The sequence below is a fragment of the Bacillus sp. AF62 genome (assembly GCF_050312695.1).
Taxonomy (GTDB): domain Bacteria; phylum Bacillota; class Bacilli; order Bacillales; family Bacillaceae_G; genus Bacillus_A; species Bacillus_A cereus.
This window is the reverse complement of the sequence record NZ_JBNPJZ010000116.1, coordinates 1-21,016: the sequence shown is the minus strand read 5'-3', so window position 1 is coordinate 21,016 and position 21,016 is coordinate 1. Positions and strand designations below refer to the sequence as shown.

The following is a 21,016-nucleotide window of genomic DNA, read 5'->3' as shown; positions in this document are numbered from 1 at the left end:
TTTACACCGCAGGTACCAACGTACTGTTAGCAAAATAATATCTGGCCGGTAATGCTTCCATTTGAATATATTTTCTTGTTCCATACTGGTCACACACCTTTTTAAGTAGTAGTACCAGTATAGTCTAGTTTAAAAGAATACTTTCAAATCGTTTCAATTTTTTGTACCAGAACCAAAATTTTCGCTATGCCTCTGTACATTGAAAGAAATTGAAATAATTCATGCTATATACAAACAAAAGAGAAGTCATTTTAGACTTCTCTTTTTCGACATGCAAAGAATTACAGCCCTTATTCAAACTTTCTTAAACGATACTCATCATGTATAAACGAGCTTAGTTTTTTTATTTTGCAATAGGACCAACCCTTTTTATACCTGAGGATAGTAAAAAAATTTAAGTTGATGGACATATGTTGTGAGGCTACAATATTCATTTTCCAACAAAATATTGAGTAATATATTGTGCCCAAAGCTCATTCCCTTTTCTACTAGGAAAGCCATGTTCATTTTGTAAATAAGGTAATATAGCCTCTGAATGTGGGTCTGGCCAAGCCTGCCAGTGATTCCAATATATGTACTGATGTTGCTCTGCATACAATTGTAATTCTGAAATTGCTTTTGGATAGTGGGTAGCATTATAAATAGGGTTTGGTGGTTGTATTATGACCGTTGTATCTTTTAAGCTTCCTGTTACTAGTTTCAAAAACCGATCTAAATTCGCCAGAGACTCTTTATTCCCTTCTCTACTATTGTCTGTTAAGAATGGTGGCTGAAATAAAATGACATCTGCTTTTAAAGCGATTAACTCTTCAAAACGCTTATTGGAAAGTAAATCAGTTGTGCTCTCATCCTTCCATTCCCTTAGTGTAATGTTCCAAACACCATTACCATATGTTTTTTTGATTTGCTCAGTTACCTTTATTGGCCAAGCGTCTTGACTGCTTGAAGATGCTTGATCACCAACAATAACAAGATGAACAAGTTTTTTGCTAGAAACAGCTCTATTTATCTTTTCTTTCACAACATTTGGAAGGTTTTTCGCATACATTTCATAATTTGGTGATATATTTATTTGTTCCTCCTGTTCTATCATTTCATAGTCTTGTTGTACTATTTCATTTGTCGCCTTTATAATCTTCTCACGCCAATGCAATTGCCCATATACAAATGTTACAGCAAACAGGAGACAAATTAAGCTTCCAATACATACTTTTTTATTCATGTATCTACCTCATTTATTTATATTTCTCATAACAAATAAAGTCCAATTGCTTTAAAAAGCAATTGGACTTTATTTAATAATGCTTCAATACCATTATACTTTTTTATTTTGATAATTTTTCAAATCTGGTTTAGATAAAAGTTTCGTCAATACAACAAATCTTGCTGGAGCATCACCGATATAATCAAAAGGATAACAAGTTGTTAATGTTAATGTTTCATAATCAGTGGGCACAATAATTGTTTCATCTTTAGCATCAGTAATTTTAAAATCTATTATTTCATAAACAAAACTACCGTACGGAGTTAAGAAGTCAATTGAATCGCCCTTGTTTAAATCTTCAAGTTTTCGAAAACTTGTATTACGATGCCCACTCAATACCACGTTTCCATCTTGACCTGGTAATGAACTACCTGCGAAATGGCCCACTCCTAGTTTCAACTCTTTCTCATGCGTACCTTGCACAACAGGAACTGTATAATTGAGAGTTGTAAAGTTTAAATCACCAATCTTGGATCCTGGAGCCGGTAACTCAGACCAAATTTGTTTGAAGGTTTGCTCAGGTTCTTTTGGTTTATACGGTGTAAGAGCTGTTTGAGCTAATAATACTGTTTGTTTAGTTAATTCCCATCCGAAAAAGCTGATAATTCCAAATCCAGATAAAATAAAAAAGATGGGGATTCCAATAATCACCCATCTCCATTTACGAACCTTGTTTTTCATGTAATTAACCTTTATTCAATTGTTCGGATTTACAAACAATACGAACTGCTGGAATTAATGTTGCAGCACCTAAAAAAAACACCAAACTACCGATTAGCAAATAGGTTTGCTCATTTGATGCTGTATTTGGCATTTGTGCACTTGCCATTGGAACAAACTTTCCAGTTTTATTCAGTTCTCGTTTCGCATCCATTGCCACATTAAGAGAGTTTACCATATTTTTAAAATTTGCTGGTGTAATCATTTCCTGCGTGGGGTTAATTGTTGCTAGCAACTTACCCTCTAAATCTTTTAATTGAATTAAAACATCGTCATTCAAATTGTAATCAAGAAGATCTAATGGTTTTTCTTTTTTATCCACAATATCCACTTGTAAATGTGCTAATTTTACACTATCAAGAAACAAACGAAGGGCTTCTACTTTTTGGGCTGATGTTAAACTAGTCAATTTTTTCGCTTCTTGTAAAATCTCATTCATTTTTGTCACATTTGCATTAATTTGATTTTGTTCTTGTTCCGTTAAATTAATTGATTGTAAGTAGGCATACAAATAATCTACTTGATCAAGTTGTAAAGTGTTTAATGCACTTACCATTTTTTGAGCAGCATCTGTACTAGTATCCGCATACGCTAATGGTAAAGAAAACATCGTTAACCCAATTCCCATGATAGCAACTAGAGAGCCCCTTTTCATCATTCTTTTAAAATTCATACACTTTTCTCCTTTTCAGTTTAATTTAACCAACCAAACTTATCCATTTATTTCACTCTAATCACCTCCCTAAACTAAAGAATATCTTTATTATTTGTGTAATAGTTTAGTTTTAGGAGATAAATAATTAAACCATTATCTTTTTATTTGTCACCTCCAACCTACCAATTGAAGAATAATATAATTCGAATTTTTTAACCTCATTTAAATCATAACAATTACGCCCATCAAAAATATTAGCTTGCTCCATCAATTTTACATACTTACTCAAAGGATAATTCTTAATTTCATCCCATTCAGTAAGTATGAACGTTACATCAGCATCTTGTATAGCCTCATCTATACTTCTCGTGTATTCTACCTCAGATGGAAAAAATTTGGCTGCATTATTCATCGCAACTGGATCATAAGCTTTAACTACAGCCCCCATTGCTACTAATTCTCGTGCTATTCCTATAGAAGCAGCCTCACGTATATCATCCGTATTCGGTTTAAACGCCAGTCCTAATATCGCCACTTGTTTACCCGCTAAGTTTCCTAATTTTTTTTTAGCCTTCTGTACTAATAAGGATCTTTGTTTATTATTTACACGAATAACTGATTTTAGCAATTCAAATTCATAGTCTACATTACCTGCAATTTGTATCAATGCATGTGTATCTTTTGGAAAACAAGATCCTCCATATCCAATTCCTGCTTTTAAAAAATGTGTACCAATTCGTTTATCTAACCCCATCCCATACGCAACATCCTCAACATTAGCGTTGACTTTTTCACAGATATTTGAAATTTCATTAATGAAACTGATTTTTGTTGCTAAAAAAGCGTTGGACGCATATTTGATTAATTCTGCACTTCTAATAGTTGTTTGAAATATTGGAGTCCTAAATGGTTTGTTCACTTCTTGAACTATCTTTGCGATTTCTTCACTATCTGCTCCTATTACAATACGATCTCCATGAAAACTATCCTGAATCGCTGATCCTTCCCGTAAAAATTCCGGATTTGAAACCATATTAATTTTTACATCAAATTTTAAGTGCGTGAGAATTAAGTCTTTTAAATAATCATTCGTTCCTACTGGCACCGTACTTTTTGTCACAATAATCATATCTTTTTCTATACTTCCAGCTATCTCCAAGGCCACTTGTTCGATATATTGCAAATTTGCTGAGCCATCGTCTTTTTGCGGGGTACCTACTGCAATATAAATCAAATCTACATTTTTTAGAACTTCACTGTATTTAGTTGTAAAAGACAATCTCCCTGCTTTAATGTTTTTTTGCATTAATTTATCTAATCCCGGTTCATAAATAGGCGAAATGCCATCCTTCATTTTTTCTACTTTTTTTTTATCGATATCAATACAAGTTATCTTATGGCCAATATCAGATAAGCATACACCGGTAACTAACCCTACATATCCTGTACCAAAAATAGCGATTTTCATGAACTAACCTCCTAATCTTTTAAACCAACTTACTCTAAATTATTTACGGTTAAATAAAATTAGAGCTTAGGATGTACACTAAGCTCTAATTTCCCCGATTAAATTTTCTTTTAGATACTTTATTACTTCATTTTGTTCTTCCATAGTCATGTTTGAACCAGAAGGCAGACATATGCCACTATGATATAAAAATTCCGATATGCTTTCCTTTTTCCCATGCGAATAATATTTGGTTCCCTTAAATACCGGCTGTATATGAAGTGGTTTCCAGAGTGGACGTGCTTCAATATTCTCTTTTTCTAATTCTTGCACGATATTCACTGGGTTTATATTAAGTTTTCGTTCATCTATTAATAATGCAGTTAACCAACGATTGGACCGTGTACCTTCTAATTCTGGCATAAATGTAATACCATCTAGGTGTTTTAATGCTTCAGTATAGTGCTTGAAAATTTCCCTGCGCATCTTTACTCGTACATCTAATACTTGCAATTGCGCACGACCAATTCCAGCGATAATGTTGCTCATTCGGTAATTGTAACCTACTTTACTATGTTGATAATGTATAGCTGGATCACGTGCTTGTGTTGCTAGAAATTTTGCTTTTTTCAATAATTCAATATCATCTGAAACAAGCATCCCACCACCTGATGTTGTAATGATTTTATTTCCATTAAATGAATACACACCAAGCTTCCCCAAAGTCCCAGTCTGTTTCCCTTTATATGTAGCACCTAAAGATTCAGCAGCATCTTCAATAATTGGTACATTGTAATAATTACAGATTGTTAAAATCTCATCCATTTTTGCACTTTGTCCAAATAAATTAACAACAATAACAGCTTTAGGCATCCTTCCTGTTACCTTCGCATCTTTAAAGGCTTTTTCAAGCGCAATCGGGGACATATTCCATGTCTCAACCTCAGAATCAATAAAAATCGGCTCCGCTCCTTGATACATAATAGGATTTGCACTTGCAATAAATGTTAAAGAAGAACAAAATACACAATCACCTGATTTCACTTCTAATAATTCTAAAGCTAAATGAATTGCTGCTGTTCCGGAAGAAACTGCAACAGCGCCTTTTGATCCTATATAATCGGACATTTCCTTTTCAAAATGATCTATATTAGGGCCAAGAGGAGCAATCCAGTTTGTATCAAAAGCTTCATTAATGTATATTTGTTCATTCCCACTCATATGTGGAGACGATAAAAAAATTCTCTGCTTTTGCATGCTTACGTTCCACTCCTTTTTTAGAAAATAATTCATTTTATTATTTTTGCTGGCAAACCTACAGCTGTACAGCGAGATGGTATATTATGAATCACTGTTGCCCCCGCACCTATCATACTCCAATTTCCAATTATAAGATTTGGAATAATTGTTACTCCCGCACCTATTTGTGTACCGTCATCAATTGTAACTGTTCCAGTTAATGTAGCATTTGGCCCTATGTGCACAAAATCACCAATACAATTATCATGTTCTACAACAGATGCTGTATTAACGATAGCATGCCGACCAATAATTGTGTCGGCATTAATAGTGACATTAGGCATGATAACTGTACCTCTTCCAATAGTAGCTGATTCACTAATTACCGCAGTATGGTGAATTACACTTTCATAACAATCATCATTGAAGTGTAACTGTTCAACAATTTTTTTTCGCACAACATTATTTCCAATTGCAATAACAAGCTTAAACTCAACCTCTTTCATTAATATTGGAATGGAGGAGATTGGTCCATAGTATATTTCTTCATGCTTATCTAAGCTTTGATACTTATCATCAAAAAATGCTATAATTTTAAAATGGCTATTTGCATAAATCATATCTTTAATTACTTTTGCATGACCACCTTGACCAATTAAAGCTATTCGTTTCATTTCATCACTTCTTTATTTGAATTTTCCCCTGTAAATCTTTCAATTGTCACATGTCCTTTCTGACTAATTCCTTCTGATTTAAATACTTTTATAATTGTGAAAAATATAATTTTCATATCTAACCAAAAAGATTGATGATCAACATACCAAACATCTAACTCAAATTTCTCCTCCCATGAAATAGCATTTCGACCATTTACTTGAGCCCAGCCTGTAATGCCAGGCCTAATATCATGCCTTCTATTCTGTTCAGGGGTATATAAAGAAAGATATTCCATTAATAATGGGCGTGGCCCTATCAAACTAATGTCCCCTTTCATAACATTGATAAGTTGAGGTAGCTCATCTAAACTTAGTTTTCGAAGAAATTTACCGAATGATGTTAACCTCAAATAATCTGAATGTAAATTCCCTTGTTCATCTTTCTCATCTGTCATCGTCCGAAATTTATAAAGATAGAATGGCTTTCCATGCAAGCCGGGACGTTGTTGTTTAAAGATGACTGGCGAACCAAGTTTTATTCGAACCAATGCTGCAATGATTCCCATAGGAATTACTAATATTAGAACCCCTATAGCTCCGATTGTAAAATCCAACATTCTTTTCAACATAGTTCTCATCCTCTAATCTGTTTTTCTATATGTTTAATAATTGTTTTATATGCTTTATCAACACCTAAATTTTGTATAAGATATGAACGACCGTTTTTCCCCATACTTTTTCTTAACTCTTTATCACATATCAATTTTTCAAAATTATCTTTATAGCTTTCTAAATCACCTGTAATGCTCCACATTCCAGCTTGTGCTTCATCAAGTATTTTTCCATAGTCTGTATTGGAATCAATCGAAGCAAGAATAGGTACTTCGGCCTCAAAATAAGCTAATGTTTTTGAAGGGATGTTAGGAATTGTGAAATTACGATTCAAATTTATTAAACCTATATCACATTCTCTAACTAAACCATCATATTCTTGACTAGGAACAGAATTTCTTAATATCACGTTCGTTAATTCTTTTTCAACAATCGTTTTCTTAATATGTTCCCGCCTATTACCAGATCCAATAATTAAGAAAGTAATATCTTTGCGATGTTTATAATATTCTGCTAACTGCATTAAAAATTCTAGTTCTTGAGGTAATCCGATATTCCCCCCAAAGATTAAAACGATTTGATCATCATTGAATCCGTATTGTGTTCTGTAATTCGTTTTAGTCAGTAAAGAAAAATCTCTTACTTTTCGCCAGTTCGGCAATAATTCTAATTTCTCTGGTTGTATCTCTTTGTTGTGTTTCACAATATAATCAATATTTCCCTGTGACATACAACCTATAGAATCTGAAAGTGCATATAGCTTTTTCTCTTGTTTCTGAAAATAAGAAAAAAGTAGTTTATTAGTAATTAAACCTAAATCTTTAGCATTTTGCGGGAAAATATCTCTAAGAATTAAATAGGATTTACAACTGTGTTCCGTTTTCAATTTTTTAATCGTATTCAAAAATGTAATAGGTGGTGTAGGTGATATAACTAAATCAAATTTCACATCTTTAAAATATTTCTTTATTGCTTGATTAAATCTGTAAGGGAGCAACACGGTATTTATTCCTTTAACGATATAGTTTACATTGAATAGTTTTCCAGCATTTATACGTAATACATGTACTCCTCTTTCATTTCGCATAACGGTTTCAGTACGACCCGAATCTCCTAAAATCGTTGCTACATAAACATTATGATTATGTTCTTTAAACTCATGTGCCAATTCAGTATATAAATTCTCTGTTCGTTCCACGTCTGGAAAAGCAATCATTAAAAATAAAATATTCATTGTTCTCACCTTAAATTATTTTTTATATAAGTAAGAGGCTTCTCAGAAAAACGAAGCCCCTTACTTGTATTTATTCCAAATTACTTTATTTATAATTTTCGTATAACTTTCAATAATTTTTACAACTTTAATAGAAACATTCGTATCTACATAATCCACTGGAAGATTGAACGTATCTCCATTATTCGCCATAGCTTTTGCTAGTTCAATTGATTGAAGTACTTCATCTTTCGTTATACCTCCAATTACAACTGAACCTTTATCTAATACTTCCGGCCTTTCAGTACTTGTTCGAATTAGTACTGCCGGAAAATTTAACATTGCAGACTCTTCGCTTAAAGTTCCACTATCAGACAATACGCAAAATGCATTTTGTTGAAGATGATTGTATGCAAAGAAACCAAAAGGCTTTAAAACTCTTACTAAAGGGTGAAATTTAAATCCCCTTTCTTTAATTCGTTTTAGACTTCTTGGATGTGTAGAATAGACAATTGGCATATGATATGTTTCAGCTACTGCGTTTAATGACTCCATTAAACGGTAAAAATTATCTTCATGATCAATATTTTCTTCTCGATGTGCACTTACTAACATGTACTCATTTTGTTTTAAATCTAATTCTGTAAGAACATTACTAGCCCCTACTTTCTCTTTATGTTCCTTTAACACTTCATGCATTGGAGACCCTGTTACTATGATATGTTCCTTTCGAATACCTTCACTCAATAAATACCTTCTACTATGCTCTGTATATGGAAGATTAATATCACTTACATGATCCACAATTTTACGATTAATTTCTTCAGGTACATTTTGATCAAAACATCTGTTTCCAGCTTCCATATGAAATACAGGAATTTTCAAACGTTTTGCTGAAATAGCACATAAACAACTATTTGTATCTCCTAAAATCAATAATGCCTCTGGTTGTATTTCGCTCATAAGTTCGTAAGATTTACTAATAATGTTCCCCATTGTTTCTCCAAGATGATTACCTACTACATTTAAAAAATAGTCTGGTTTCCTTAAACCTAGTTCTTCAAAGAATACATCGTTTAACGTTGGATCCCAATTTTGTCCTGTATGAACCAATATATGATTGAAATACGTATCACAAGCTTTGATTACAGATGATAACCTTATTATTTCTGGTCTTGTACCTACAATCGTCAATATTTTCTTTTTTCTCATTATGTTTACACCTCTAAATAGAATGTATCGGCTTTTTCCGGGTTAAAAATTTCATTTGCCCAAAATAATACTAACATCTCGTCTGGACCCACGTTTTTGATGTTATGTGTATAACCTGGTGGAATGTCGACTACTTCTAACCTTTCTCCCGATACGATATAAGAGAAAGATGATTCCGAATAAATATCTCGAAAATTAATTTCAGCTTCTCCCCTCATCACACAAAATTTTTCTACTTTTGTGTGATGATAATGATTTCCTCTTATAACGTTCTCCTTTGTACTAGATATAAATATTTGGCCAAATTCATTAGATTTTACAATTTCCGCTAAAAAACCTCTATTATCTCTTTTCATTTCTAACTTATAAGCGAAATCATTTTTTTCTAAAAAAGAGAGATATGTTGCATATAATTTTTTAGTGAAATCATCTGAAAGATCTGGAATAATGTGATTTTTCCTAATATTATAAAAACTATTAATTTTTTCCGCCAAATCCTGCAATGTGATTTCATATGTCCCAGTTATTTTGGAATAAAATTTTTTATTAGGTCCGTCATGTAATAGATTAATAAATTCTTCTACAAGGTCATCAATATATAACAGTTCCAATAATCTTTCAGGATTATGGATAGAAATTGCCTTCCCCCTTGCAATATTATGACAAAAGGTGGCTACTACAGAATTGTAATTCGGCTTACACCATTTTCCAAACAAATTAGGTAAACGATAAATATTTACATATGCTTTTGTTTCAAATTGATAACTAAGCAAAACATCTTCCGCTTTCTTTTTACTCTGTCCATATGGATTTTCTAATTCTGCTTGAGTTGATGAAGAAAAAACAATCCAAGGTTTATTGTCTATTTTTAATAAATTGTCTACGATATATTTTGTTAATTCTACGTTTCCTTCCTGAAATTCTTCTTCATTTTGAGGACGATTTACACCCGCTAAATGATAAATTCCATCTATCTCTTTCAAATAATCATTAAGTACAGATAATGAACATTCTTTCGTAAAACGATAAATTTCAATATCATTGATTTTACTCAGTCTATCTACTAAATGTCTCCCTACAAACCCCTCTGATCCTGTTACTAGTATTTTCATGACAACCCCTCTATCATCATTAATTGTTCTTTTTTAAACTCCGCCAATTGTTCTTGTACATAATCTAATTTAAGTATTAATTTTTTTATACTCTTTATATCTAGTTTTTTCGTATTATGTGAGTGATAATCTTTTTGTTCGCTAATACTAGTTTTTCCTACTGTAAAATATTTATTGTAGTTTAAATCACGATTATCAGCTTTAATACGATAATAATCTCCAAGATCTTCTGAATTGACCATTTCTTCTCTAGTTAATAAAGTTTCATAAAGTTTTTCAGCATGTCTCGTCCCTATTATCTTCACTTCATTTTCAGCACTAAAAATTTCCTTTAAAGCAATAGCTAAATCAAAAATTGTTGATGCGGGGGCCTTTTGCACAAAAATATCACCTTGATTACCATGTTCAAATGCATATAATACTAAATCTACTGCATCATCTACAGACATTAAAAACCGCGTCATTTCGGGATCAGTAACTGTTAAAGGTAAATTATTCTTAATTTGTTCAATAAACAAAGGAATAACCGACCCTCTAGAAGCCATAACATTACCATAACGTGTTGCACACAAAACAGTTTCTCCATCTACTCCATTTCTGGACTGAGCCACTAATATTTTTTCAGCTAAAGCTTTTGATTGCCCCATTGCATTAATTGGATAAACTGCCTTATCCGTACTTAAAAGGATAACTTTCTTTACTGTATTTTGGATTGCACTATTAATTACGTTCTCAGTTCCAACAACATTTGTTTTTAAAGCCTCCATTGGATAAAACTCACAAGAAGGAACTTGTTTTAAGGCAGCAGCATGAAAAACATAATCAACTCCTTTCATTGCATAGTCAATACTTTCCTTATTACGTACATCTCCAATATAAAATTTCACCTTAGAGTTATTAAGTCTTATACGCATATCTTCTTGTTTCTTCTCATCTCTACTAAAAATGCGAATTTCTTTAATATCGGTATCTAGAAAACGATTGAGAACCGCATTACCAAATGAACCTGTTCCACCAGTAATAAGCAATGTTTTATTTTTAAACAATTTAAATCACTCCCTGCTAATATGAATTAATTTATTGAAAATAAATCTCTATTTTGTTTCAATATTTCTTCACAAAAAAACATTTTCATAGCATATTTAGAAGCGCTTCTTGATAATTTTTGGAATTCTTCAGAATCCATATGCACAATGTCATTTAAAGCGGATATGAACGTCTCTTCTTTCTCTAAAGGGATTGTCCAGCCAGCACCTTCATTTTTAAGATTTTTCCAAGGTGTTTGATCACTTATAATAACCGGACAACCTGCTAACAGTGATTCAACAATTACATGACCATAATTTTCACCAAATGTTGGAAATAAAAAAGCGTTATAATTAGAAAACAGTGGATGCACTTTATTATTATTAACTTGTCCCATGTAATTTACCTGGACATTATTTGGCAGCGATTCAATTATATTTCGACATGCACTCCAATAATTTTGATTTTCAATTGGACCATAAATATCAAAAGTTATATTTCCAGTAATGCCTTTTAAAAAAGTTAATGCTCCTTTCAAATTCTTTTTTTCCGTTATTCTCGATAGAAAAACAAGTTTTAATTCTCCTCTTTTCTTTTCCTTTTTCTGATTTTCTTTATTTTCAAAAATATTAGGTAAATTCTGAGCAACACGTACCGGAACTTCTTCTCCATAAATCTGCTTTATATCTGTTTTTTCCTCTTCACTCGTAGCATGCCAAATCACTTTATTATGTAGGCCTACTAACTTTGTTGACTCAATGAACAATTCTTTTTTAAATTTTTTTATCTTTAAAGCACCTGGTGAGAATTCTCCTCTTGGTGCTACTATAATTGGCTTATAGGGAATGATCCCCATTCTCCTCAATAAGATAGGAATAACCGAAAAGTTTGTATTAAAAAAACTATTCAGATAAATAAAATCATACTGCGTGCTTTGAATAATTTTTCTTAAATATCTAAAATTAAATTTTTCAGGAGTTACATAATAAACTTCTGCCAATCCCACTTTCGTCCAAACTTCATTTTGAGCCTTTTCATATGCTATCGAATCCCCTAAATCCCTATTACTAGTAATAATTTTAAAGTTAAGTTCATTTCCTAAAGTGTGCACTAAATTACTAATAGATCTTATAGGTCCTCCACCTTTGAACCCAGGTAAATAATATGGTGCTAATATCAAGATATCCTTCATTTTAAATTCCCTCACCCTAATGGTTTATTTTCTTTATTAGAAAATAAAAAAATAAATACTAAAACTAATAATAAATCCGTGGTAATCTGTACTATTCTTAAATTACTTAATTGAAAGTTTAAAATTATACTTCCATAAATGAAAATAGATATAAAATTATATCCACTCACTTTCATGAAATAATATGAAATTTTATAAATAACTCCTAATATATACATCCCGAATACAACACCCGGTATCCAAAAATTAGCATACATACTTCCAAGAGTTTCAGGCGGCCAGGAGGATGCATACAACTCCTGAACTGGTTTAGACGGTGTAACATTATATCCTTCTGCTATTGTACGAATATACATACCATCATCAATAGGTGGTTTTTCAGGATATATAGATCTTGGTAAAGGTGCTTTGAATAAATCTAAATAACTTTTTCCTAACCAAACATTTTGCAAAGTAAAATGGTCTGTTATCAAGACATAATGGTCCACATAACTTATAGATTTTATAGATTCAGTATAATTTTGTTTTACTTGCTCATATAATTCTGTTGGTCTTTCACTATAATATTCAATAGCTCCTGGGCTTCTTAATATTGGCATGGCTATAAAATATACCAAACCCACAATTAATATAAAATAAAAATTAATAGGCATTTTTTTTATGCGTGAAACGCCATAATGAAAAAATACTATGCACAATATCACTAAATGTATAGTAGCTTTTCGTCCACCAAGAGTAGATAAAACAAATATTGTACCCATCAATACGACTAGAATGAAAAATTTATACCATATGCTCCCATTCCTTTTAAACTTCCTACTATAAATTAATAAGCAAATAGCTACTGTTAAAAATTTAAGCAAAGTTAATATATAACCATTCCCTGAAGTAAACTCAGCTCGATGCTGAAGATTGTAAACAAGGTTACTGAAACCTCCTATATTTTTCAAAAAAAACATATAGCCAAGGATACCTAAAAGTAATGAGATAAAGATTGCTATATATGCTCTATTTTGAGAAATATCGATATTTATTATAGGATTTTTCTGAAAAAAATTCGGATGCCTTTTACACTCTATACCTATCATTAAGCAGATATAACCTAATATTTGTATAAACACATACCAAATAAGTTTATTTTCCACATCAAACTCATTAGTATATATAAGGTATGAAATCTGACTTTTGTCAAACAGTAACAATAATAGGTATGGGATTGTACTAATGATCTGCAAAAATGTAATCAAGACTCCAGGTGAGAATATATCTTTATTGGATCTAAAATATGAGTAACATAAGCCAAATAAATATATTACAAGTAACATTATTATTAATAAAAACAAATTCATAAAGATGCTCCTATAAAGATTTAATATACTTAGCTGGGTTTCCCCCATATACAGATTTTGACTCTACAGTTTTAGTAACAATCGATCCTGAGGCTACTATAGAGTTACTTCCTATCTCATTAATTCCTGATAAGATAATAGAATGTGAGCCAATCCAAGTTTTTTCTCTAATAATTAGACTTTGGGGAACTGCATTAGATCGAGGGTTGTGTCCGTGACTATGAGTACATACAGTTGAATACTCTGAGACTAGAACATTATCATATATTACGAGATTTCCAGTGTGATCTAATCTCACTCCTTTGTTAATCTGAACATTATTTTTCAAAATTAACTTTCCATCATTTTTTTCACTATCGATTACAGTACCACTTGCAATTAAGCAGTTATCACCTATTATTATTTGTTTAGGATTTTCAATTTTCGTACTCATCTGTATAATTGAACCCTTACCTAATTTAACCCCCATAATCCTCCATCTATTTGTATTTAGTACATGTAATACTTTTATAAAACTTCTTGTGAATAACCTAAAAAAACCTAATACATAACCATTTTTTTGAAAAAAAGCCTTCAAACGCATCCTTCGATACCTCTTTTATTTTTTTTACTTACAATTTTATTAAGAGTATTTAAGGTTAAAATACATCTGCATGTATTTGAAATACATACAACTAACGCAGCTCCAATTAAAGTATATTGAGGTATTAACAGCACTGATGAAATAACCGTAACAATTGTTGTTATGATGTGGATGGGAACCTGTGCTTTAAATTCTCTAGTTGCAGTAAGTGCACTACTCACAAATCCAGTTACGTACCAAATTAATCCAGAAACCATAATGATAATAAATACGTTATTATAAAGGCTATAAGCATCTGCATATAGAAAACTCAATATAATTTCACCAAATAAATAACTTACTAGAACCCCTCCTCCTCCTATGAGTATTCCTAAACAAACAAGTTGAAATAATAATTTTTTAAATAACTCATAGTTTATTTGATAGTAATTGGCCAGTTTTGAAATACTAGCATGAGCAAGTGCGTTTACAACTGTAGCCCCTGTTGACATGATAAATGCTATTGAAGCAAAATACCCCAATGCTACTTCATTCAAAAAGTATTGAATAAAGTACCTAGGAAGGTTCGCATTTAGTGTATCTAAGGAAGATACAATTCCCAACGGTAGTCCAAGAATAATTAATGTTTTTACATTAAAAAATTTACTAGGATTTTTATAGAATTTAAACATATTAAAATGCACCAACCCCCTAATTTTTCTAAAATCGTATAAGGTTAAAACAAATATAAATGTTAAGGAATATAAAATCACACTGAACAGTAGATTCTTAAACATTACCATAGATAAGGTAACCAAAAAGATAGCCAATATGCTTTGTATGATTTTCGAAAAAGCTAGATAATCCATCCTCTCTTTTTGCTGATAGAGTCCATAAGATACATCACACAACGACTCAAAAAAACGACTTAATGCTATTAAAAGTATAATTCCTCTCGTTTGGTCATTGAAAGTTCCTAGTAATGCAATAATTGATACAATTATGATACCTATTAGACTTGTAATAACTCGATTTATAAAATAGTCTATAAACTTATAGCTATTATTTGTATCAGTTGCCTGTATACTCCGTAAGTTCATATTAAGAAACAAAAATATGGGAGCTGTTATGGATAAGCCTAGAGAATATTGTCCAACCATTTCTATATTTCCCAGCTTAGCAATTAATAAAATAATCAACCATTGACTAAAAGCGTATATAAGGTTTGCAGTTGCTGTATATAAAAAATTCCGTTTCAATGTTAAAGGTGCTTTTTCATCTGATGGTTTTCTTTTTTTCGATAACTCCATTTTTAATTCTCCTAATCCTGTCATTTATATTTTCATAACTGGAGTATCGATGTTTCTCTCGAAGGCTATATCAAATAGTATTTGTTTTAACTTAGCTTTTTCATACTCATGAAAATATTCCATCAAATTCATAATAGTAGTAATATCCGTAATTTTTGGTTTACCGACATATATTTTCGGATAAATTTTATTTGCTAACACATCTGCGTCTTTAAATAACTCCTCATATAACTTTTCACCAGGTCTCATCCCTGTAAACTTAATCCCAATTTCTTCTATAGAATATCCTGATAATGTAATTAAACTTTTTGCAAGATCAACAATTTTAACAGGCTCTCCCATATCCAGTACAAAAATCTCTCCTCCCTTTGCTAGAGCTCCTGCTTGTATTACAAGACGTGATGCCTCTGGAATTGTCATGAAATAGCGTACCATATCTGGATGAGTAACAGTTACAGGTCCCCCTTTTTCTATTTGTTTTTTAAATAATGGGATAACACTTCCACGGCTTCCTAACACATTCCCAAAACGAACGGCCACAAATTTTGTTTTACTTATTGTATTCATGTGTTGAACAATCATTTCAGCAATACGTTTTGTAGCTCCCATCACACTTGTAGGATTGACAGCCTTATCGGTTGAAATCATAACAAACGAGTTTACTTTAAACGTATCTGCGGCTTCTGCAATATTTTTGGTACCAATTATGTTATTTTTTACAGCTTCCTCTGGATTACGTTCCATAAGAGGAACATGCTTATGTGCTGCTGCATGATATATAATGTATGGTTTATGTTTTTCTATTAAGCTAAATAATTTATTACGATCTTGAATATCGGCGATTTCTGCTATTATTTCAACGTTCTCTTGATAGTACTCCTTTAGCTCCATCTCAATTGTGTAAATACTATTTTCTCCATGACCTAATAAGATAACTTTTTCTGGCGTATATTTCATGACTTGTCGGCAAATTTCAGAACCAATGGATCCACCAGCACCTGTAACCAAAATTGTATGACCAGTAATTGTTTCAGTAATACCTATATCATCTAATTTGACAGGTTCTCTACCGAGCAAATCTTCAACCTTAACATCACTAAATCTATTAATAGGAATGTTTCCATATAATATATCTTCTAACATAGGTACAATTTGAGTTTTCGCTTTTGTTTTGGTACATTCTTGAAAAATCTTATTTATTTCTCTTCTCTTTAAAGATGGAATAGCAATAATGATATGTTCAATTTCATATTGATTCACTATTTGGTGAATATTAGCTGTCGTTCCAACTACAGGAACACCATGAATTTCTAAATGTTGTTTTGTTTTATTATCGTCAACAAATGCAACTGCCTCTAAATGAGTACTTTTATTTTTTTGCAATTGTCGTATAACCATCGTTCCCGCTGAACCAGCTCCCACAATAAGTGTACGTTTGTAACCAATATTTTTCGTAATGTATCTATCGCGAAAAATACGCCATACCAAACGAGAACTTCCAAGTAAGACTATATATAACATCCATGTAATTACTAAAATACGCAAATATACATACTGCTCCGTTATATATTGAACGACTGCAATTAGAATAACAGAGAAAGTAACAGCTTTAAAAATTTGCTCCAATTCTCTAATACTTGCGTACTCCCAGGCTTTTTTATATAATTTATAAGAATATGCAAAAAAATAATGACTACACAATAACGCTATGGAACTGGTAATACAAAGTTCAGGTTCTTTTTTTAATAAATCAGGAAATAAAATCCAATAACTCGACCAAACTGAAGTTAAAACAATCAAAGAATCTATTAATATTAATAGGCATACCCTTCCTTTATACGTCAATTTTCGTACCTCCTAAAGAAACGTTAATATACCTTTGATTTTCTTTTTTAATAATAACTAGGATAGTTATATGATATATCTGGGCATCTAACCCTTCCTCACATCATACTTTTGATGACAAGCATCTAAGGTAATACATTTTACCCACAGCATGACCGAGTGCCCCCATTGATATCGGTAAGGAAGACATCACCAACTTTATTACGCTTAAAAAAAGACTAAATAACTTTTTATAATGTATCCTCTCCTGTTTTTCTTTATAAAACTCTTTACCACGGAAAGCTAAAGATGCATTTTCTTTGAAGCTACAAGCTACAGAAATATCAAATTCTTTTCTATAACGTCGTTACCTGTTGGTTATATTGTGGAAACTGAAAGTAAGCTAAATTTCTTAATCCCTTTTCAAAAATGCTTACTTAAACGACTGTTGGTAATTTGAGTTAAAGCCTTATGATTCAATAACTTATATAATTTCTTTAGATTTTTTTACAAACCCCATATTTCTTTCAGGGGGAATGATAATAGGAGTAATGCCCTTGACCTGTATATAACATTTTTTCTACATATTTTGGGACAGATTGAGAAGCAAACTCTATTAACACAAATCTATTTGGTGGATTTAATACAACATCATTTTTAGGAATATTAAGAAAAATACACATAATCTAACTTTTGACCCCGGTAGTACTTTAAAATATAAGGTTTTAATGATGTGGTCTAGCAAAAATAGTATGAAATCCTTCTTTTATCACTAATTTTCCATATTAATACTTTTTAATGCTTTCTGTAATAGTGCGAACTCCATCATCCACACCTGATAGAATAGGACAATATAAATCAATCATTTTGTCTCATTCTTTCTTCTTATGTTTTAATTCTGGCTATAATAGTACGCTTCTCCTTTTTCTTGTTCTTTATCATTTAATACAACACCAAGGAGTTTTCCTGGGGCATTACCTAGTATATGTTTTGCTTTCAATGCATCAGCTTTTTCCGTTACACCACAACGAATAATCAGAAGTGATGAATCACATTGATTTGCCAGAATTTGCGCATCTGATACGGATAGAATGGGCGGTGTATCAAAAATAATAAAATCATATATTTTATGTAAATGTAATATAGTTTCTTTCATTGTTTCTGATCCTAATAACTCTGCTGGGTTTGGTGGAATGGGTCCACATGGTAATAAGTATAGCCCATTTACTTCTGTACGTTTGATACAATCTTCCAGAATCTGTGCGCCGGTTAATGTGCTTGTTAACCCAAACTTATTATCAACTTGGAACAGTTCATGTAGTACCGGTCTACGTAAATCTGTATCTACTATTAAAACTTTTTTTCCTTGTTGAGCAAATACAACCGCTATATTTGCAGCAGTTGTTGTCTTTCCTGCTTCAGAAGTTGGAGAGGCAATAAGAAGTGATTGTATGGGTTTATCTACTGCAGCAAACTCGATATTAGTACGAATAGTACGATATTGCTCTGCTATAACAGAATTTGATTGAGCATGCGTAATTAATTGTCGATGTTGTCGTACCTTATTCTTTTTAAGAACCAATTGTATGTCCCCTCACTTTCTTGGCGTCTGTAAGCATATTATTACCTTTTTCTCCATTTTCATTAATATGAGAAATAACTCCAAAAATAGGTAGTTCGAGCTCATTTTCAATATCTTCTTCTTTTTTTAGAGTATTATCTAAATGTTCTATCAATAGAGTAAATCCAATTGCTAATATCAATCCTATACTGAAAACAATTCCAATGTTTAATAGTGGTCTAGGTTTTACTGGTTCTGTTACTATTTCTGCCTTGGAGAGAATCGTAACATTATCAATACTCATAATTTTTGCAACTTCATTTTTAAAGACTTCTGCTACTGTATTGGCAATCTTATTTGCTACTTTAAGATCCTCACTTTGTACGGTAATAATAATTACTTGAGAGTCCTTTTCATTTGCCACATTAATCTTTCTACTTAATTCTTGTACTGTTATGTCTAATTTTAACTTGTTTTTTACTTGCTCCAAAATGACAGGGCTTTTGATAATGATTTTATATGTATTTGTTAATTGAATATTGGTTTGAATTTCTCCTGGTTGAATTATACCTTCTTGTTTTTTTTGATTCACAAGAATTTGAGTAGAAGATTGATAGATGGGGGTTATAAAATAAAAATTTATTATTGAACTTACAATTGCTGCTCCTATAGAAATAGATACGATTGTAAATAACCGTTTTTTTAGAATATAAAATAATTCTTTTAAACGAATAGGTTTTTCCAAACTTTTTCCGCCTTTCTTTGAACGAGTCAACAATCAAACTACATAAAACTCTAAATGTATAATGTCAAATCTTAGTTATTAATAGAGAATATATCAAACAAATATCAAAAATAGCAACGCATGTATTTTTTTATCAACGTTAATAATTTAATTTTTATATAAATTTATTTGATTTCAAAGAGTTTACTGGTTATAGTATTTATTTCCGAAAAATTATTTATTTAAAATTAAGTTATATATTACTAAACTTTAGATAAAAAAATTATAAAATTATGAAAATTATGAAAATTAAAATTAGAGGTGCAGCCGAGATTCGTTCACTATATTCAATAAAACCACAAGTATATCTGCTATATGTTCATTTGTTTACAAAAGACATACGTTTTAGAGGGAATTTCTATAAACAGGATTCTGGTGCAAAAATGATTTCATAACAATTCGAATCAGAGTGTTTAATGATTTTGAAAGTAAATCATTCGAAACCTACAACACAATTACAGAGATTCATTGTAATTGTTTGTATTATGTCTAGAATTAAAATCATAGTATTTCGTAAAAAAAGTAAGATAACACCTCCAAAAACAATTCTAACTAAACTCGTCCCCACTAATATCTTTCTTTGTAAGTGAACTTCAGTTATTGTGCCCATAATGTATACATTGATAATTTTATCTTAACTGCATTACTCCATTTTTTAGCATATCAGATTGGTTCACCATGTATCTCACATTTTATTTTTTTGGATTAGCTTAGGCTGTTTTATAGATACAACTGTATTCATGTATTTTTTATCCTTTGCTAAGAGGTATATTTTGTAGTAAGAATCCTGTAAGTACTCCCATATAGAATATGACATGTGTATACTTCTCTCAATTATAATTGAGTAAAAAACCAAAAAAAAAATAAATTTATGGTCATACAAACCAAATTGATATGTACCAATTCAAAATGAACCCCCTAAAACTCCTTATAAACGCCTTTGTTTTTGCAACCAATACGAAACATCCTGGATAAACCAAAACTCATTGAGGTGGATGTGAGACACCCTTAAATGACTTCATCTGAATTTCTTATCATAAAAATTTCATCATTCATTTTTTCTCCTAAAACAGAACGGTATTTTGAGTATATCTCTGATAAATAAGCGCATACATAATGTATATGCTAAGAGGAGATACACACTAAAAATCATTTTTGAAAACAAGAATAGCCCGAATGCTATTCTCAACTTCATGTATGTGTGAACTACCCGCCACTTAACGTCCTAACGGACTGTTTGAAGTGGGGGCTTCTCGGTTAGTCGTTACTTTTGGTAGC

The 21,016-nt window shown here is 31.4% G+C and carries 18 protein-coding genes and 1 pseudogene; all 19 read right to left on the bottom strand.

Features of this window, described 5'->3' with window-relative positions; translation table 11 throughout:
* Positions 1 to 6 precede the first annotated feature (6 nt).
* Positions 7 to 84 (bottom strand): annotated as a pseudogene (locus ACQRBL_RS28380) (IS6 family transposase); the annotation flags it as partial.
* 346 nt (positions 85 to 430) lie between these two features.
* Entirely contained in the window at positions 431 to 1,222 is a 792-nt protein-coding gene (locus ACQRBL_RS28375) for an SGNH/GDSL hydrolase family protein (RefSeq protein ID WP_001036869.1), read from the bottom strand.
* A 93-nt stretch (positions 1,223 to 1,315) separates the two neighbouring features.
* Positions 1,316 to 1,945 carry a class D sortase gene (locus tag ACQRBL_RS28370; protein ID WP_002180773.1) on the bottom strand — a complete coding sequence of 210 codons (630 nt, stop codon included), beginning with the start codon at positions 1,943 to 1,945 and terminating at the stop codon, positions 1,316 to 1,318.
* Between the two features lie 4 nt (positions 1,946 to 1,949).
* Positions 1,950 to 2,657: a hypothetical protein gene (locus tag ACQRBL_RS28365; protein WP_001009788.1), complete on the bottom strand. Its 708-nt coding sequence runs from the start codon at positions 2,655 to 2,657 to the stop codon at positions 1,950 to 1,952.
* A gap of 127 nt (positions 2,658 to 2,784) precedes the next feature.
* Positions 2,785 to 4,107 carry a UDP-glucose dehydrogenase family protein gene (locus ACQRBL_RS28360; protein WP_000684117.1) on the bottom strand — a complete coding sequence of 441 codons (1,323 nt, stop codon included), beginning with the start codon at positions 4,105 to 4,107 and terminating at the stop codon, positions 2,785 to 2,787.
* Positions 4,108 to 4,185: 78 nt separating this feature from the next.
* On the bottom strand, positions 4,186 to 5,343 hold the full coding sequence (locus ACQRBL_RS28355; protein WP_001171822.1) for a DegT/DnrJ/EryC1/StrS family aminotransferase: 1,158 nt from the start codon (positions 5,341 to 5,343) through the stop codon (positions 4,186 to 4,188).
* Positions 5,344 to 5,375: 32 nt separating this feature from the next.
* Positions 5,376 to 5,999: an acetyltransferase gene (locus tag ACQRBL_RS28350; RefSeq protein WP_000820821.1), complete on the bottom strand. Its 624-nt coding sequence runs from the start codon at positions 5,997 to 5,999 to the stop codon at positions 5,376 to 5,378.
* Positions 5,996 to 6,607, bottom strand: a complete 612-nt coding sequence (locus ACQRBL_RS28345; protein ID WP_033691367.1) for a sugar transferase — start codon at positions 6,605 to 6,607, stop codon at positions 5,996 to 5,998. The genes ACQRBL_RS28350 and ACQRBL_RS28345 overlap by 4 nt, the downstream gene beginning before the upstream one ends.
* Positions 6,608 to 6,615: 8 nt before the next feature.
* Positions 6,616 to 7,827 (bottom strand): glycosyltransferase family 4 protein, encoded by a 1,212-nt coding sequence (locus ACQRBL_RS28340; RefSeq protein WP_001023051.1) that lies wholly within the window; start codon positions 7,825 to 7,827, stop codon positions 6,616 to 6,618.
* A gap of 60 nt (positions 7,828 to 7,887) precedes the next feature.
* Positions 7,888 to 9,018, bottom strand: a complete 1,131-nt coding sequence (gene wecB / locus ACQRBL_RS28335; RefSeq protein ID WP_001227670.1) for a non-hydrolyzing UDP-N-acetylglucosamine 2-epimerase — start codon at positions 9,016 to 9,018, stop codon at positions 7,888 to 7,890.
* Between the two features lie 5 nt (positions 9,019 to 9,023).
* Entirely contained in the window at positions 9,024 to 10,130 is a 1,107-nt protein-coding gene (locus ACQRBL_RS28330; RefSeq protein ID WP_000699475.1) for an NAD-dependent epimerase/dehydratase family protein, read from the bottom strand.
* Positions 10,127 to 11,176 carry a polysaccharide biosynthesis protein gene (locus ACQRBL_RS28325; protein WP_000475911.1) on the bottom strand — a complete coding sequence of 350 codons (1,050 nt, stop codon included), beginning with the start codon at positions 11,174 to 11,176 and terminating at the stop codon, positions 10,127 to 10,129. The genes ACQRBL_RS28330 and ACQRBL_RS28325 overlap by 4 nt, the downstream gene beginning before the upstream one ends.
* Before the next feature lie 26 nt (positions 11,177 to 11,202).
* Positions 11,203 to 12,348, bottom strand: coding sequence for a glycosyltransferase family 4 protein (locus tag ACQRBL_RS28320; RefSeq protein ID WP_000651756.1), 1,146 nt, complete (start codon positions 12,346 to 12,348; stop codon positions 11,203 to 11,205).
* Positions 12,349 to 12,359: 11 nt separating this feature from the next.
* Positions 12,360 to 13,673 carry an O-antigen polymerase gene (locus ACQRBL_RS28315; protein ID WP_232292629.1) on the bottom strand — a complete coding sequence of 438 codons (1,314 nt, stop codon included), beginning with the start codon at positions 13,671 to 13,673 and terminating at the stop codon, positions 12,360 to 12,362.
* Between the two features lie 34 nt (positions 13,674 to 13,707).
* Positions 13,708 to 14,280 (bottom strand): acyltransferase, encoded by a 573-nt coding sequence (locus tag ACQRBL_RS28310; protein ID WP_411996352.1) that lies wholly within the window; start codon positions 14,278 to 14,280, stop codon positions 13,708 to 13,710.
* Positions 14,271 to 15,569, bottom strand: coding sequence for an oligosaccharide flippase family protein (locus tag ACQRBL_RS28305; RefSeq protein WP_000423575.1), 1,299 nt, complete (start codon positions 15,567 to 15,569; stop codon positions 14,271 to 14,273). Before ACQRBL_RS28305 ends, ACQRBL_RS28310 begins: the two co-directional genes overlap by 10 nt.
* Before the next feature lie 24 nt (positions 15,570 to 15,593).
* Positions 15,594 to 17,414, bottom strand: coding sequence for a polysaccharide biosynthesis protein (locus ACQRBL_RS28300; RefSeq protein WP_000221321.1), 1,821 nt, complete (start codon positions 17,412 to 17,414; stop codon positions 15,594 to 15,596).
* Positions 17,415 to 18,285: 871 nt separating this feature from the next.
* Positions 18,286 to 18,975 (bottom strand): CpsD/CapB family tyrosine-protein kinase, encoded by a 690-nt coding sequence (locus tag ACQRBL_RS28295; RefSeq protein ID WP_000243212.1) that lies wholly within the window; start codon positions 18,973 to 18,975, stop codon positions 18,286 to 18,288.
* Positions 18,965 to 19,699, bottom strand: a complete 735-nt coding sequence (locus ACQRBL_RS28290) for a YveK family protein (protein ID WP_000414660.1) — start codon at positions 19,697 to 19,699, stop codon at positions 18,965 to 18,967. Before ACQRBL_RS28290 ends, ACQRBL_RS28295 begins: the two co-directional genes overlap by 11 nt.
* Positions 19,700 to 21,016 lie beyond the last annotated feature (1,317 nt).

Bases quoted from the DNA above. Each gene is read 5' to 3' on its own strand.
- ACQRBL_RS28375 (WP_001036869.1), bottom strand. From the start codon at position 1,222: ATGAATAAAAAAGTATGTATTGGAAGCTTAATTTGTCTCCTGTTTGCT.
- ACQRBL_RS28370 (WP_002180773.1), bottom strand. From the start codon at position 1,945: ATGAAAAACAAGGTTCGTAAATGGAGATGGGTGATTATTGGAATCCCC.
- ACQRBL_RS28365 (WP_001009788.1), bottom strand. From the start codon at position 2,657: ATGAATTTTAAAAGAATGATGAAAAGGGGCTCTCTAGTTGCTATCATG.
- ACQRBL_RS28360 (WP_000684117.1), bottom strand. From the start codon at position 4,107: ATGAAAATCGCTATTTTTGGTACAGGATATGTAGGGTTAGTTACCGGT.
- ACQRBL_RS28355 (WP_001171822.1), bottom strand. From the start codon at position 5,343: ATGCAAAAGCAGAGAATTTTTTTATCGTCTCCACATATGAGTGGGAAT.
- ACQRBL_RS28350 (WP_000820821.1), bottom strand. From the start codon at position 5,999: ATGAAACGAATAGCTTTAATTGGTCAAGGTGGTCATGCAAAAGTAATT.
- ACQRBL_RS28340 (WP_001023051.1), bottom strand. From the start codon at position 7,827: ATGAATATTTTATTTTTAATGATTGCTTTTCCAGACGTGGAACGAACA.
- wecB (WP_001227670.1), bottom strand. From the start codon at position 9,018: ATGAGAAAAAAGAAAATATTGACGATTGTAGGTACAAGACCAGAAATA.
- ACQRBL_RS28330 (WP_000699475.1), bottom strand. From the start codon at position 10,130: ATGAAAATACTAGTAACAGGATCAGAGGGGTTTGTAGGGAGACATTTA.
- ACQRBL_RS28320 (WP_000651756.1), bottom strand. From the start codon at position 12,348: ATGAAGGATATCTTGATATTAGCACCATATTATTTACCTGGGTTCAAA.
- ACQRBL_RS28315 (WP_232292629.1), bottom strand. From the start codon at position 13,673: ATGTTACTTGTAATATATTTATTTGGCTTATGTTACTCATATTTTAGA.
- ACQRBL_RS28310 (WP_411996352.1), bottom strand. From the start codon at position 14,280: ATGCGTTTGAAGGCTTTTTTTCAAAAAAATGGTTATGTATTAGGTTTT.
- ACQRBL_RS28305 (WP_000423575.1), bottom strand. From the start codon at position 15,569: ATGGAGTTATCGAAAAAAAGAAAACCATCAGATGAAAAAGCACCTTTA.